The 15,166-nt window shown below is 44.1% G+C and carries 6 protein-coding genes; 2 read left to right on the forward strand and 4 right to left on the reverse strand.

The window, feature by feature from the left end; translation table 11 throughout:
- Positions 1 to 15: 15 nt before the first annotated feature.
- The 4 genes from AAW12_RS19375 to AAW12_RS19390 are packed head-to-tail and all read right to left on the reverse strand — an operon-like array spanning position 16 to position 9,802.
- The gene (locus AAW12_RS19375) at positions 16 to 1,776 is read right to left on the reverse strand and encodes a RagB/SusD family nutrient uptake outer membrane protein (RefSeq protein ID WP_197084101.1); all 1,761 of its coding nucleotides are present in this window, start codon (positions 1,774 to 1,776) and stop codon (positions 16 to 18) included.
- Positions 1,777 to 1,800: 24 nt separating this feature from the next.
- Positions 1,801 to 4,680, reverse strand: a complete 2,880-nt coding sequence (locus AAW12_RS19380) for a SusC/RagA family TonB-linked outer membrane protein (RefSeq protein WP_046675261.1) — start codon at positions 4,678 to 4,680, stop codon at positions 1,801 to 1,803.
- Between the two features lie 27 nt (positions 4,681 to 4,707).
- Positions 4,708 to 6,606 carry a RagB/SusD family nutrient uptake outer membrane protein gene (locus AAW12_RS19385; RefSeq protein WP_046675262.1) on the reverse strand — a complete coding sequence of 633 codons (1,899 nt, stop codon included), beginning with the start codon at positions 6,604 to 6,606 and terminating at the stop codon, positions 4,708 to 4,710.
- 13 nt (positions 6,607 to 6,619) lie between these two features.
- A complete protein-coding gene (locus tag AAW12_RS19390; RefSeq protein WP_231585305.1) occupies positions 6,620 to 9,802 on the reverse strand; it encodes a SusC/RagA family TonB-linked outer membrane protein in 3,183 nt (1,060 codons plus the stop codon).
- A gap of 433 nt (positions 9,803 to 10,235) precedes the next feature.
- On the opposite strand from AAW12_RS19390, the gene AAW12_RS19395 reads away from it, so the two are divergent.
- Together AAW12_RS19395 and fsa are read left to right on the forward strand one after the other, a co-directional pair.
- Positions 10,236 to 14,312 (forward strand): hybrid sensor histidine kinase/response regulator transcription factor, encoded by a 4,077-nt coding sequence (locus AAW12_RS19395; protein WP_046675263.1) that lies wholly within the window; start codon positions 10,236 to 10,238, stop codon positions 14,310 to 14,312.
- 184 nt (positions 14,313 to 14,496) lie between these two features.
- Positions 14,497 to 15,165 (forward strand): fructose-6-phosphate aldolase, encoded by a 669-nt coding sequence (fsa, locus tag AAW12_RS19400; protein ID WP_046675264.1) that lies wholly within the window; start codon positions 14,497 to 14,499, stop codon positions 15,163 to 15,165.
- Position 15,166 lies beyond the last annotated feature (1 nt).

Genomic DNA, 15,166 nt, shown 5'->3' on the forward strand with positions numbered 1-15,166 from the left:
GTGTGCATGTTAAGTTTAATTCCAACCTATATTTTGTACAAGATTGCTGTATTTAAGTACCTCGCTGTACGGGATTGGGCCGTAATTCATATAGTTTTCATAGAGTCTATTCTCGACAGGTATTTCGGTATAGCTGTTGTTGTTGATACTCATGCCCTTGGCGGCGACATTGATATCCATTTTCCAACGGCGAAGATCCCAAAACCGGAATCCTTCAAAGCAAAGCTCCAGTCGGCGTTCGTTTCGGATCAGCTGCCGCATTTGATCTTTATTGTTTTTGACTTGCTCCAGGTAAGGGTCGCCATTGTTGGTGCCTACACCTGCACGCCGGCGAATAGCTTTGATGATGTCGTAGGCCGAGAACGTAAAGGTACCCATACCTGTAGGTCCCCAAGCTTCATTGGCCGCCTCGGCATAGGCCAGATACATTTCCGTCATGCGTATACGCGCGTTGAAGTGCATTTGTTGCGTAGAAGATGAGGGGTTGAGGTTGACATCCTGACGCAGGAGCTTTTTCAGGTAATAACCGGTTCGTGTGGATGTTTCGACTTTGTTCAAGCCGTCATTGGTCGGACTATTGGCTGTCGTATTGATCGCTGAATTGCTCACACCTGCTGTCGCACTATTGACAATGATATAGGTCTTCAATCGTGGATCCCGTTTATCGTAAGGATTGGCTTTATTGTAGGCCGAATTGGCATCGGCAATGGGATAGCCATTTTCCATAGGGAAGGCATCGACCAGGTTCTGCGTTGGGTTGAGTCGGCCTCTACCGAATAATGTTGGCGGAAAATGATCTTGTTCCATACTGTTACTATTTCCTTTGTCTGTACGCCAAAGAATTTCGGCCGGATTGGAGCCGGAGGTTAAACCGTCGACCACCTCTTTATTGTACCAGGTAAATCCTTTAGGGTCGATCCCACTGACACCGCCTTTGGCTTGGATGACCTGCCCCGCATAGATCGCGGCTTGCTCCCAGGTCGTTTTACTCCCTTCACTGTATGCTGGACTTGCTGCTAATAGCGCTGCCCTGGCACGAATAGCCTGTGCAATGCGCTTGGTCATCCGTAATTTAAACGTGGAGCCAAATACGCGATTGTAATCATTGGCGTTTACGGTTCCCGCATATTTAACTGGAACCTGGCTATCGCTTGCTATATTTTCATAATCCATCGGCAATAGATCCTCTGCTTTGTTGATGTCGTCGTACAATTGCTGCATACAGGCTTCAAATGAGGCTCGGGGTTGATTGAAATCCGAATTGACGGTCTCAGGAGTCAAATGGATCGGAACGCCCAATATCTCTCCAGTGCCTGACTTGCCGGCATGCGCCTGTAGGAGATGGAACATAAACAGTGCACGAAGGCCATAGGCTTCGCCTTTCATCCGGTCGTTGAATAGGGCGCTAACTTTTGGCTCCATGGCCCATTCAACCTGGTCCGTTAAGGACAGAAAATTGTTCAGGTATTGTATGGCCGAATAGCTGTTGCGCCATTGATCAAAGGGGTTGTTGATACTTGTCCACTGGCCGGTTGCCGTTTTTAGAAATGTATTGTTCTTATCGTTGCTCACCGCATTGTCGGTCGCAACGTCATCAAAGCTGTAGCTATTGCTTGGAATTCGGTTGTATCCGTTTAAAAGCAATCCCTGAGCATATAACGGGCGGCTATTGGCCGTTTCAATTTCAAGATTATTCTCGAGAGCCGGTTCAAACATATCTTCGCAGGAAGAAAATAACAGGCTGCTCGCGATGGCTAGCGTTAATAGTTTTTTCATCATTCTCATTTTAAATATTCATGATTAAAATAGAGCCTTTAGGCCGACGTTGAAAAATCGCGTTTGAGGCGCTTGTCCGATATTCAATTGCATGATTTCTTTTTCCTTTGCAATCATCAACAGATTGGATCCGTTGGCGTAAATACCTAATTCATGGATAAATTTGGAACTGAGTATACGTTTGGGGAAATCGTAGGAAAGCTGCACTTTGGACAGGTTGATGCGATCCGTCTTATAAAGCCAAAAATCTGAGCTTCGAAAGTTGTTATCACTGTTGAAGGTAGTTAGGCGTGGATAAGTAGCGGTTTCTTTGGTCGACTCTGTCCAGCGGTCGCGCACGACCACGGAATATTTATCCTCCGCATCTACCCAAAAGTAAGAACTGTTTTTCATGGCCTTGGCACCAAACTGGCCTGTGGCGGCAGCAAAAAGGGTGAAGTTGTTCCATTTGACCGTCAGGTTGAGTCCTAATGTAAGTGGAGCTCCGCTCCATCCGCCTTTGCCCAGATAAACTTCGTCACGCGTATCAATCGTGCCGTCCCCGTTTTGGTCTTTATACTTAATATCACCCGGTTTTACTTCACCAAATGAAGAGAAGGCCGAATTGTCAATGTCGGACTGGCTCATATAAAAACCATCATGCTGTAAACCCCATAATGCATCGAGCGGTTTCCCGGCTTTATTTTGATAGCTAAACTGATAAAGTTCGTCCCTTTTTACGGCCTTTGTCGTATAGTACATCCCATTGAGTCCCAGTGATACAAAAGTTTGGTTTAACTGTTTGTTCAGATTGACTCCAAAGTCTACACCCCGCCGTTCGTCACTGTTGTAATTGATAAAGGGAAGATCCGAATAAACAGGCCAACCTGTCGTAAAATACATCGGGTATTGCGTTGCCGCTTGCACCAAACCACCGCTCATGCGGTTAAAAAAGTAGGATGTATTGAAAGTGATCAAGTTATTGTAAAGTCCACCTTCAAGGCTGATGTTAAGTTCCTTGCGTTTTGGAAATTTCATGTTTGGATTGTCGCCTCTCCGTCGGTCGAAAGAGTGCACCAATGCGCCATCCGCCCAGCTATACCAGGCCCCATTGTTGTAGGTATAATAGCCTTGATACAGGAAATAATCGCTAATGTCCAGATCCGTGTTTAAGATCCCCGCCGAAGCGGACAACCTTAGGTCATTGACAACTTTGCTATTGACAAGAAAGTTTTCTTTTGACAGGCGCCAGGCAAGGGCTAATGTCGGGGAGAGGGCCTGTCTGTTCCCCTGCGGTAATTTTGCCGAATGGCTATAGGCGCTACTAAAATCAACATAATATTTACCGGAATAGTTGTAGCCTAACTGTAGCCCTAGGTTGGCATTACTGAGTTTATGGTAACTGCCGGAGGCAGCGATCTGAAATGCATTGGCCAATAGGATTGCCGAAAGATGGTGGTTGTTATCGTAGGTGCGGTTAAAGTTTAAGGATCCATTGAGTCCGATGGTCTGCCGATAGGTGCTGCCGCTGATGTTTTGCAAGCCCGAAATGCGGTCATCCCCATATTTTGTAAGGCTACTGATTCGATCTTTTCCGTCATAGTTGTTCCATGAAGCTTGATATACTGCATAATTGTTGTTGTAGGCCTGATTGTAATTGGACTGATAGTCCACGGCGAGGTTGGTTTTGAAAACCAATCCTTCCAGGATATTTTTCAAGTCAAAATTCAAACCTGTATTGAATTGAAACTGGCGGTTAAGATAGCGGTTGGTGCCACCGGCATAAATGTTAGCAAAGGCATTGGTCTGATCCAGCTGACTTCCCCCCAGAAGGTATTTACCATCGATGAGAAAATTACTATTGTTGACATACACCATCGAATTGATGTCACCTTCTTCGATCATATCGATCGGGATGAGTGGGGAGAAGCGATGCGGCCTAGCGATGGCGGCTGCTCCCCAATAATCTGCGTTGACTCCTTTTAACATGTAAAAGCTGGCCGAAGCGTCCACATTGAGCGAGATCATTTCATTGACTTTGACGTCGATGTTGCCACGCATATTAAATCGATTGGCACCACCATTTTTCTTGGCCTGTCCAAAATTGAGCATAGACCCTTCAGACCAAAAACCAAAGTTGGTATAATATTGTGCCCGCTGATTTCCGCCTGAGATTTCGGCGGTGGCATCGTAGCGATTATAATGATCCTTGATATAGTCCGAGGAATAATAATCAACATTTGGGTAGCGGAAAGGGTTTGTTCCGGCTGCATGTTGGTAGATGGTTTCGGCACCGTAGAGTGCCGAGAGACCGTCATTTTGCCGGGCCTCGTTGTATAACGTCATATATTCGGCAGAGCCCAGGTATTGCGGATAACTGACCGCCGTGTTGATACCGCTATTGGCCCTGATTTTTATCTGCTGACCCCCAGCTTTTCCGCGTTTGGTGTTAATGCTGATTACTCCTTTTGCCGCCCGACTACCATAGAGTGCAATGGCATTGACTCCTTTTAGGACACTGATCTGATCGATCTCGGTCGGCATAACGTTATTGGCGTCGCGCGGAAATCCATCCACTAAGACCAGATAACCGCTCATCCCCCAGATATTACCGTTATATCCGGAAATAAAGGCATCGAGATTTTCCAGACTGTAGGTGTTGTAGCTCTTGTCGAGCAATTGTGGGATGTTGATGGACTGGACATTGCCCATGAGGTCTTTTTTCTGAACTTTCCGGAAAGCAACTTGTACAAGTGTTGTACTGTCTTTGCCGATACTATCCTGAAGACCAGTTTTCGAACATGTTGAATGTGTATTTTTATATTGTCCAATGGTTGGATTAAGCGATTCTTTGGCCATTCCTTCCGTGGTGGCAATCCAGCTTAATCCAAGACATAGTGCTATACTTAATTTTTTGTACTTCATTTTTTAAATGATTAAATGAAAAACTCGTTACCAGCCTGGGTTCTGATAGAACTCGGGATACATATTGACATCTCTGACCTTTAGTGGCAGCCAATAATGCTTGCTCGTAAATTTGCGTTCCAGAATAACGTTCTCTTGAATATTGACTACGCGATTTTGAGACGGATCTTGGTTGTTAAACATACCTGCTCGATCAAACGAAACTGCTTTCTTTAAGGTGTAAGGCGCTTCGGTCAATAACAACCAACGGCGCAGATCATTAAAACGGTGACCTTCGAAGGCAAGTTCCACAGCACGTTCGCGACGTAGCTCGGGAAGCAGGGCGGCCGCGGAGCTGAGAAATTTGCTGTCTACATGGCCCACACCGGCGCGATCGCGTACGATATTGATGGCATCGACAGCTGTTTTACCGTAATTGTCTGCTTTGCCCGTAGCCGAATTGGAAGCCATTAGGGCAGACTCGGCATACATCAGATAGACATCAGCAAGACGCATGTAAGGGACGTAAATATGAAGATTGGTACCGTAGCTGTAGGCTTGATCATATTTATTGGATGTTAAAGGGATAAATTTGCGTAAGACGTAGCCTGTCTGACTTCCGGTACGGGTATCCCGATAGCTGCCACCTGTGAATAGATTGGCATAGCGGTTTTTTTCTTCTGATGCCGACATATTTCCCTGTACGACTTTTGTGCCGTCAAAAATAATGTCCTTATAAAAGCGTGGGTCGCGATCTTTCCAGGGGTATTCGGCATTGTATCCCGACTCCGCATCGGACTGGGTAATGTCCTTGATTGGTAAGCCGCTTTTCATGCCATAGTAATCGACATAATTTGCTGTTGGGTTAAACTTAAGGTCGCCATCTCCAACCTCCAGTGGAATATATTGTTTGCTTGTTCCCCAGTTAGACACCCAAGCGTCAATATAAGGGCCTCTGAATATGGCCTCTGTACTACCTGGCATGGCCCAGTTTTGTCCCGTGGTGTAAAAGTTTAAATGAATATTGGCCAGGGGTACCAGTGCATAATTTGTCTGGCCGCTCTCCACAAGGGACAGCAATTCGCCAAAGGCCTGGGCAGCTTTTTTGCAGTAATCAGCCTGATAGGTTTTACTTCCGGTGGACTGAAAATTCATCAGTGGACTTCCTGCCCAAAGGTAGTTTTTGCCAAGATAGGCCAGTGCCATGATTTTATTGATGCGCAACTGGTTTTTACCGAGTGTACGCTTTCCTGCGGTTGTATTGTCCCAGTCGATCGGCAAGAGGTTGGCCGCTTCTCTAAAATCGGCTGCAGCTAGGTCTGCACAGGCCTGGTAGCTAAGTCTTGGCAACCGGAGCTTTTCGTCACTTGGGAGTACATAATTGATGTACGGCATACCGCCAAAGTATTCCATCAACCGGTGGTGAAACCAACCCCTGAAAAATAACAATTGCCCTTTGATCAGGTTTCTTTCCTCCTGCGTCGCTTCGGTCAGTTTATCGATATTCTCTAGGCCAAGGCTTATTTTACGAAGGCCAAACCAGGAGGCACTCCATAGATCTCGGAAGGCACGATTGGCAAATACATCGTCGTTTCTGGTGGTAAAATCACCCTGATCCATCCAACCGGCACCCCAACCGTCGAATTCCCTTTGCCAACCCCAAAAATTGCCTTGATCGATCTTGTTTACGTAATGAAAGTTGTTCGCTGTGGAAGTTATTTCATCTTCACCCCAGTTCCAGGAGTTGGTCCAGTAGTTGTTGCTGAAATTGACTACACAGTTGTACAGTTCTTCAGTATAACCCTGAAAGTTGATAAAGTTTTTAAATGCTTCTTTGGATGATACATTCGACTGTTCCTCTTTGTCTAGATATTTATTGCAGGATAGTAGTGAGGCAGTGGACCACAGTACACCCGTTATAAAGATTACCTTAAAATATTTTTTCATCTGTCTAATTGCTTTAAAAAGTAATGTTTGCACCTAGATTGAAACGCTTTACCGTAGGATAGGCTCCTTGAGAAGCCCAACCGGTACCGGCGTAATTGGATTCTCGGTCATCCGGCATTTTCGACCAGAAGACCAGGTTGTTGCCATTCAGGAATAGGCGGAGATTCTGTAGACCCAGGCGTTTGATTACGCCGGATTCGCGATTAAAATTGTAAGCAATTTCTGCTGTCTTCAATCGAATGTATGAACCGTCAAACATATATCTGTTGCCAGGGGCGTAGCTGCTTGACTGGGATAACCACCGGGGGAGTGGTACATCCGCATTGATATTGTCCTTTGACCAATAAGAGCCCTCATCGTAGGCCAAATTTAGCTGTCCCGAGAAACTATTGAAGACAACCTGACGCGTCACATTGTTGACGGCATACCATTGTGTCATGACACTGAAATTCTTCCAGTCAAACCCAATCGTACAATTGTAGGTGTTTTGTGGAACGGAGGGAAAGGCATAAGGAATATTGTCTTTGGCATCGATAATACCATCGCCGTTATAGTCCAGGATGTGGTAATTGCCGGGAAGCTTAGCAAGGTCATTGCTTTCATGTATGGTGCTGCCATACAGTTCATCCCAGGTATTATAATATCCGGAGCTAACATAGGAATAGGTTTGACTCACCTGTTTGTTATCCGGTTTTTGATATTCGGGTAGCAACTCAGGTGCATCGGCATTAATGACTTTATCCTTGGCATGAGTAAAATTGACATCGGCCCATATCCGCCAATCGGGGTTAAGTTGTTTATTGAATTTCAGTTCGACCTCATAACCTTTATTTTCTACCTCTCCAAGGTTGGCCGTTGGAGCCTCGACTCCAAAATAGGATGGAATAGACCGACCGCCACCTGTGATAAGCACATTCGTCCGATGATCTTTGAAGAAGTCTACCTTTCCGGAAATCTGTCCATTGAACAGTCCGAAATCTACGCCGAAGTTTAATTTCTTCACTTTTTCCCAACGGATATTGGGGTTTCCAAGCACATTTTCTTTATACCAGATGTAAGGACTGGTATTTCCATCCGAGTAGGAAAACCGGCCGTCTACCCCCATTCCTGAAGTACCGCCATAAGCCCATTGCGTTAAATAAAGAAACTGTCCACCACCACTATCGTCGCCAATATCCCCATAAGAGCCACGCAGCTTTAAGGTGTTCAAAAAGGATAATGGCTTCATAAACTCTTCTTCCGAAACTAACCAGCCAATACCACCTGAATTAAAAAAGGCAAATCTGTTTTCGGGGGCAAATTTCTCCGATCCTGTGTATGCGCCGTTATACTCCAGCATATATCTGTTTTTATAGTTGTAGGTCGTGCGGAATACCCAGTCTTCGCGATAGGAGGGAACGGTGCTCCCCCTACCGTATTGATTTCGGTTGACAAGTCCCATTGCCGAAATATTGTGGTGTTGAGCAATGGTTGTTGCATAATTTAATTGTAGCTGATAAAATAATCTTCTGTAAGTGGCTCTGTCGTCGACAAATCCTGCTCCTGTTGTCCAGTCAATACCCTCCACAAAATCAAATCTATTGGTGCCATCGAAAGGGATCTGATAGGTAGGAAGTCCAGTTTTGGGATCTATCCACTTGCTCTGCGTGTTATTATTCGCGTCGTTGATACCACGATTGGCTTCAACAAAAGTGTTATCCAGCGAGAGCGTTCCCCGTATATTGAGCCCTTTTGCTAAGAACTTAAGATCCTGTTCCAGTGTGAAATCGCTTGTAATGCGACTTGTAGTTGTATATTCCGTTCCACTGATGGCCAGTACACGCGCGGAGTTTATTCCGGCATTCGGGTTTGGCGCATTAAATCCCCAGGTGCCATCGGAATAACGTGGATAAATAACATCCGGCGCTACGGTGTAGGCTGCAATCCAATAGGAATAATTATTGCCGCCACCAAACGGACTTTTTCGGACACCGCGGGAGCCCGCAAGATTCGTTGAAAATTTTGTTGTTGGCGTAAGCTGGAAATCCAGATTCGAACGCACGTTGAGCCGGTTAAATCCATAGCCTGCTTTATACCCTCTGGCGTTTTCAAACTGGCGGAACATATCACCTTCGTAGAGATAATCTGCATTGGCAAAGTATTTGACAAATGGTGTACCGCCGGCAATATTAATACTGCTATTTTGCGAAAATGCTTGGCTTTTAAAGAGTTCTTTTGCCCAATCGGTATTTACATAGCGCTCCCGTTCCGTTTGGTCGGCCGGGAAACGGTATTTATTGATAATATCCTGTGGTGAATAATCGGCCCAACTGGCAGGGTTAATGCCTAATTCATACTCAATCACTTTATTGCGTAGCATCAATGCATCGTATGAATCCATTTTGCCCGGAAGCTGGGAGACGGTCTTAACAATGTTGTTTACGGTACCGCGGATCAGCATTTGCCCTTCTTTCCCTCGCTTGGTGGTGATTAAAATAACGCCGTTGGCTCCTCTGACACCATACACGGCGGTTGCTGATGCGTCTTTGAGCACGGAAATAGTTTCGATGGAACTGATATCAACAGCGGATAATGGTCGTTCCACCCCATCGACCATGACTAATGGGTCGGTATTATTCCAGGTACTGCGTCCGCGGATCACAATACGGGGGTCTTCTTCCCCCGGCATACCGGTACTTGCCGTGGTAATGACACCGGGCACATTACCGGTCAATGCCGCTCCTACACTAGAAACACCACCTGCGCGCTCGAGTATTTTACCGGAAGTTTGCGCAATGGCGCCAACAACGGTTTCTTTTTTCTGACGACCGTAACCGACAACAACGGTTTCCTCGATTTCGATAGACTTGTCGGTTAACTGTACTTCCACCGTGTTCTTATTGTGGATATCCACTTCGAGTTGACCATATCCTAGTTTGGAGATGGTCAATAAATTAATATCGGCAGGGACTTGGATCGTGAAAACTCCATTGTCATCGGTAGCCGTGGCTAGTGAGGTGCCCTTTACCCTGATGGACGCGCCGCTCACCTTTTTATGGTTACTATCGACGACAATACCCCTTATCTGCCTTTTGGCTTGGGCGTAGAGTGTCGCTTGTCCCATGTAAAGTAGGAACAGCAGTAAAGTGAACGGTTTAGCTATGCCCCATAGCTTTTTCCAATGCCTTACTTGTGTGATTGTACATATAATCATCATCGCATGTTGATTGATAAATAGGTTGAAGAATTATTGGTTAAATTTTCTTGAATTGGTTAGGTATAATGATACCTGTTTCGTGCGGTTCATTTGGCAAAAATGAACCGTCATTTAAGGACTGTTCTGTGCTATCATATTTTTGTTTAATAATTGGTTATTTCTCCCGGTCTTAATTATATCGCAACCGGTTGCATCATTGAGACACAATTTCCCCATCAATGGGAGATGCCTTTCAAAGCAGTTTATAATTGTAGACCAAAGCTAGCCATTGTAAATTCGCAGGGATAGCAAGAATGTTTAAATGAAGGATAAGAATGTCAAAAATGACAGTCAGTGGTGTATAAATCGTTGTGAAGACTAGTTTGGAAGGGATTAATTTGATAATTTAGTTGCTCACCTCAAGTTTTTGTGGTGGGATGATATACCTAAAGATATGATACGGATTTTACTGGCATTAAGCTGGATGCTGCTGACGTTGTTTTCATACGGGCAAAACCAGCCTGTAACATTTCAACGCTATTCTTCAAAAGACGGACTTTCCTCCAATACGATCTATAGTATCTATCGCGATAGCTATGGTTTTCTTTGGCTGGGGACAGAAGATGGACTGAATCGTTTCGACGGACGTCATTACAGTGTCTATCGCTATGATGCGAATAAAGCAAACAGTTTAATGGCAAATCATATTTCAGCCTTAAATGAAGACAAAAAGGGAAGGATATGGATCGGTACAAATGGGGGTGGTTTAAGTTATTATGATCGGGAAGCTGACCGTATACGGTCGTATAATCTTACACCCGATGGTAAATGGCTCAGCACGGCGATTAACGCAATTGATCAGGATGCAAAAGGAAATATTTGGATCGCTTCTTATGGTGCTCTGTATATTTTGGATGTCAATGATCTACAAAAGAAGATGGATCCAACCTATCGACGTATTGTGGAAATGTTTGCGGGTAAAGTGACAGGATGTGTCTTTCGCGATCGACACAGCAACATGTGGGTGTCGTCAGAGAATGGAATTTTTCGTATCTCAGCAGATTTAAAGACCATCAAACGTTTTGAAGTTCTTACGGAGCAGGAAGGTTATGGGAATGGGGTTGAAGTTACTTCCATTGTTGAAGATGATAAAGGGAGAATCTGGATCGGGTCTATGCTCGGACTTAAATATTTAAGCCCGGGCGATGTTCTGTTCAATAAATTTGGGGCAGGCGTGGGAAAAGCTGTTTTGAGTAGCCCACGCATTTATACCTTGTGTTATAATCAAAAGCGGGACTTATGGATCGGAACGGACAATGGTCTTGATATACTTAATACCAATGATTTTACAGTTCGGACCTTTAAGCCTGACTTAAGTAATGTTCATAGCCTTTCTCATAAATCGATACGGTCTATATTTATGGACAACAGTGGAATCTACTGGATAGGTACATTTCAGGGGGGCTTAAATAAATTCGATACCAATTTAAGTCAGTTCAGTTTAAAAAGTCTGGATTTCCTGGAAGGTATGACTGGAGACCCAGCAATGGTGACCTCTTTTGCGGCCTATCAAAGTAAGATCTTTTTGGGAGTTGACGGTGGTGGTATTTGGAAATACGATCGAACGACTGACCGATTGTCATCCGTTGCGCTTTCTGCCAGCCTGCCTAAAGATCTTACAGTACTGGCCTTGGAAAGAAAACTCGATGAGCTTTGGATCGGAACTTATCAGCAAGGGGTGATGCGTTATGACCTCACTTCAGGGAATCTCAAAAGATACACCGTTGGTAATCGGACAGACAACTTGAATAATAATGATATTTTTTGTTTGAAAGTTGACTTTCAGGGAAATACATGGGTTGGGACAAATGGAGGCGGTGTGAATATCATCCAAAAGGGAAGTGGAACTGTCAAAAAATACAAACGGGAAGAACACTCAGACGATGGGATGGAGTTGCCAGGGAATTTTATACGTGCCCTAGCTGAAGACCAGGGTCACAACATGTGGATAGGGACGTACGGCTCGGGTCTGGCGATGTATGATCCTTTGAAAAAAAGCGCTACACTTTATGATAAAGCAAAAAATAGGCTTCCTAGCAATTATATTTTAGCTATACATGCAGATAAAAACGGGAATCTATGGGTCGGAACAAACGGTAACGGGGTAGGTTTGCTACGAAAAGGGAAAGCACTATTTGAAACGCTTTCCGAGAAAGATGGGTTAGTGAATGGTGCTATCCAGAGTATTATTGAAGATGATAGAGGGCGGATTTGGTTTTCAACGAACAAAGGCTTGAGTTGTTATTCTCCAACACAGCATACGTTTAAAAATTATTCAAATGCAGTTGGATTGCAAGACGGCGCTTTTATGCTTGGGGCGTCGTTAAAAACGGATGACGGAGAAATTTACTTTGGCGGACAGAAAGGGTTTAACCATTTTTATCCCGCTCATTTAAAAACCAACAGTAATCCTGCCAAGGTCGCGTTAACGGATCTAAAAATTGACAATGTGATCATTCAGCCTACCGAAAATGGTCCGATACAACAGTCTCTGTTGACTGCCGATCGCATCAACCTGAAGTATAAGCAGAATTTTTCAATTTCTTTTGCGGCATTAAACCTTACCGTGCCGGAAGACAACAATTATGAGTACCGTCTCGTCGGTTTTGACAAAAACTGGATTCGAAACGGAAAGGAAAACAGTGCTTATTATACAAATTTAGATCCTGGAGACTATGTTTTTGAGGTACGCGCAAGCAACAATGATGGTATTTGGAATAAGGAAATCAAATCGATAGCGATACACGTTGCGCCACCGTTTTGGCGTACAATTTATGCCTATTTATTTTATGTGCTAGCCTTTGTTGCGGTGCTGTTGTCCATCAGGCATCGTGGGATTCAAAAGTTAAAGCAAAAATTTGCGCTCGAGCAGGAACGTATCCAGGCGCGGCAGCTTATTGAGCAACAGAAAAGGGATGCAGAGACCAAACATCAATTGGATGCGATGAAAATTAGGTTTTTAACTAATTTAAGTCATGAATTCCGCACACCAATCTCTTTGATCATGGGCCCTATAGATGCATTGGTTGCTAAAAATAAAGATAGTAAGCTGGGGGAACAGCTTAATTTGATCAGCCGTAACGCGCGCCGCCTGTTGAATTTGGTCAATCAGTTACTTGATTTTCGAAAAATGGAATACCATGAACTGAAATTGCAGGATGAGGCTGGCGAGTTGGTCACTTTTGTCCAGGAAGTATATCGCTCATTTCAGGATATGGCCTTACAAAAAGGGATAGATTATTCTTTTTACCCTTGCCAGGATAAATTATATTGCCGATTTGACCGTAACAAGGTTGAGCGTATTTTGTTTAATTTGATCTATAATGCTTTCAAATTCACGAAAAAAGGTGGGGATATCGCCGTAAGTATATCTTCGGTAAATATGGTCAATAAAAAGCTGCATGTTTACCTTGAAGTGCGCGATACAGGTATTGGCATTCCTGAGCAGCTGCAGAAGTCGATATTTGAAAGTTTTTTTCAGCATGATAATGAAGGTAAGGTGGCGAGCCAAGGTTCAGGAATCGGACTGTCAATTGCACAATCATTTGTTCAGATGTATCATGGCGAGATTTCGGTAAGCAGTCAACCTGACAGCGGAAGTGTCTTTAAGTTTGATCTATGGTTGGATCAAGCTGATCCAGTTTACGAAGGTGTGCCTGAACCAGAAGCGATCGCTTTGGCACAACCTGCGGAGCTTAGACAATGCCCACTTGTGTTGATTATTGAAGATGATGAAGATTTTAGGTATTACCTCAGCGAGTCTTTAAAAGAGTATTATCAGATTATCGAGGCTACCAACGGTAAGGATGGCTGGCAAAAAGCACTTTTCCATCATCCTGACCTTGTGGTGAGCGATGTACAGATGCCGTATATGAATGGTATGGAATTTTCACAGAAGCTTGCACAGGATAAGCGGACAAAACATATCCCTGTTGTTTTGCTAACGGCTTCGCAAGTCGATAATGGTCTTGTCTGTGGCCTTGAGTCTGGGGCGGTGGGTTACCTGACCAAACCCTTTGATATGGATGTACTGGTGGCGAAGGTTAACAGCCTGCTCCAGCTGAACCAAGCATTCAAGGAAGTCTATAGTAAACAGGTATCTATTGTAGCTCCCGAAATGACGATTAAGTCCGAAAAAGATAAATTTTTACAAAAAGTGCTCAAATATGTGCACGATAATATCGATAATCCACAACTTTCGGTAGAAGCGCTGAGTGCCCACACATCGATGAGCCGAGCCTCCCTATACAATAAGTTGCTGGAACTTACGGGAATGTCACCTGTAGATTTTATACGCTCGGTAAAACTAGAAAAGGCTGCAGGCTTGCTTGAAAAAAGTGATAAGTCCATTTCTGAAATTGCTTACGAGACGGGATTTGCCAATCCAAACTATTTTACAAAAGTCTTTAAAGCGAAATATCAAATGACACCAAGTGAATATATCCAATTGCAAAAAAGCACATCCGTGTAATAAGCACAAAATTGTCGTTTAAAAAGGTCGTTTTAGATCAGTTTTTTGGAAGGGTAATCTGTTTTAAACATTTTTACCCTTCTTTTTTTTATTTGTTGCAATCCTATCTGGTTGAAAACTATAGTTTTGCCTTATAACCAATCGCTAGAGATCTAGCGAATACAAAACTAATCAACTCAAAAAGATGAAATTTTTTATCGATACAGCAAGTCTCACTGAGATTCGTATGGCTCAAAATTTAGGTGTCCTAGATGGAGTGACGACCAATCCTTCGCTCATGGCCAAAGAGGGCATTACAGGAACAACTCATGTACATGCCCATTACAAAGCTATCTGTGATATTGTGGAGGGTGATGTCAGTGCTGAAGTAATTTCGACAGATTATAACGCAATGATTGAGGAGGGTTTGCTCCTGGCGGCCTTGGACGCTAAGATTGTTGTTAAGGTTCCGATGACTGAAGACGGCGTTAAAGCGATCAAATATTTTAGTACGAAACATATTAAAACGAATTGTACGTTGGTATTTTCCGCAGGCCAGGCACTATTGGCCGCGAAAGCTGGAGCTACTTATGTATCGCCTTTTGTCGGAAGGCTAGATGATATTTCTGTCGATGGATTGGCGCTGATCCGTGAAATACGGACCATTTATGATAATTATGCTTTTGAAACCCAAATTCTTGCGGCTTCGGTACGTCATAGTGCGCATATACTAGGTTGTGCCAAGATTGGTGCAGATGTCATGACGGGTCCATTACAGGCCATCTTCTCCCTCTTAAAACATCCGCTGACGGACAGTGGGCTCGCTCAATTTTTAGCTGATCATAAACGCGTTGCTGCACAAAGTAACAATTAAG

This window comes from Sphingobacterium sp. Ag1, from assembly GCF_000988325.1.
Classification (GTDB): Bacteria; Bacteroidota; Bacteroidia; order Sphingobacteriales; family Sphingobacteriaceae; genus Sphingobacterium.

What these genes read in the sequence shown, in the direction of transcription:
- fsa (WP_046675264.1), top strand. Translation starts at nt 14,497, where the DNA reads ATGAAATTTTTTATCGATACAGCAAGTCTCACTGAGATTCGTATGGCT.
- AAW12_RS19390 (WP_231585305.1), bottom strand. Translation starts at nt 9,802, where the DNA reads ATGATGATTATATGTACAATCACACAAGTAAGGCATTGGAAAAAGCTA.
- AAW12_RS19375 (WP_197084101.1), bottom strand. Translation starts at nt 1,776, where the DNA reads ATGAAAAAACTATTAACGCTAGCCATCGCGAGCAGCCTGTTATTTTCT.
- AAW12_RS19385 (WP_046675262.1), bottom strand. Translation starts at nt 6,606, where the DNA reads ATGAAAAAATATTTTAAGGTAATCTTTATAACGGGTGTACTGTGGTCC.
- AAW12_RS19380 (WP_046675261.1), bottom strand. Translation starts at nt 4,680, where the DNA reads ATGAAGTACAAAAAATTAAGTATAGCACTATGTCTTGGATTAAGCTGG.
- AAW12_RS19395 (WP_046675263.1), top strand. Translation starts at nt 10,236, where the DNA reads ATGATACGGATTTTACTGGCATTAAGCTGGATGCTGCTGACGTTGTTT.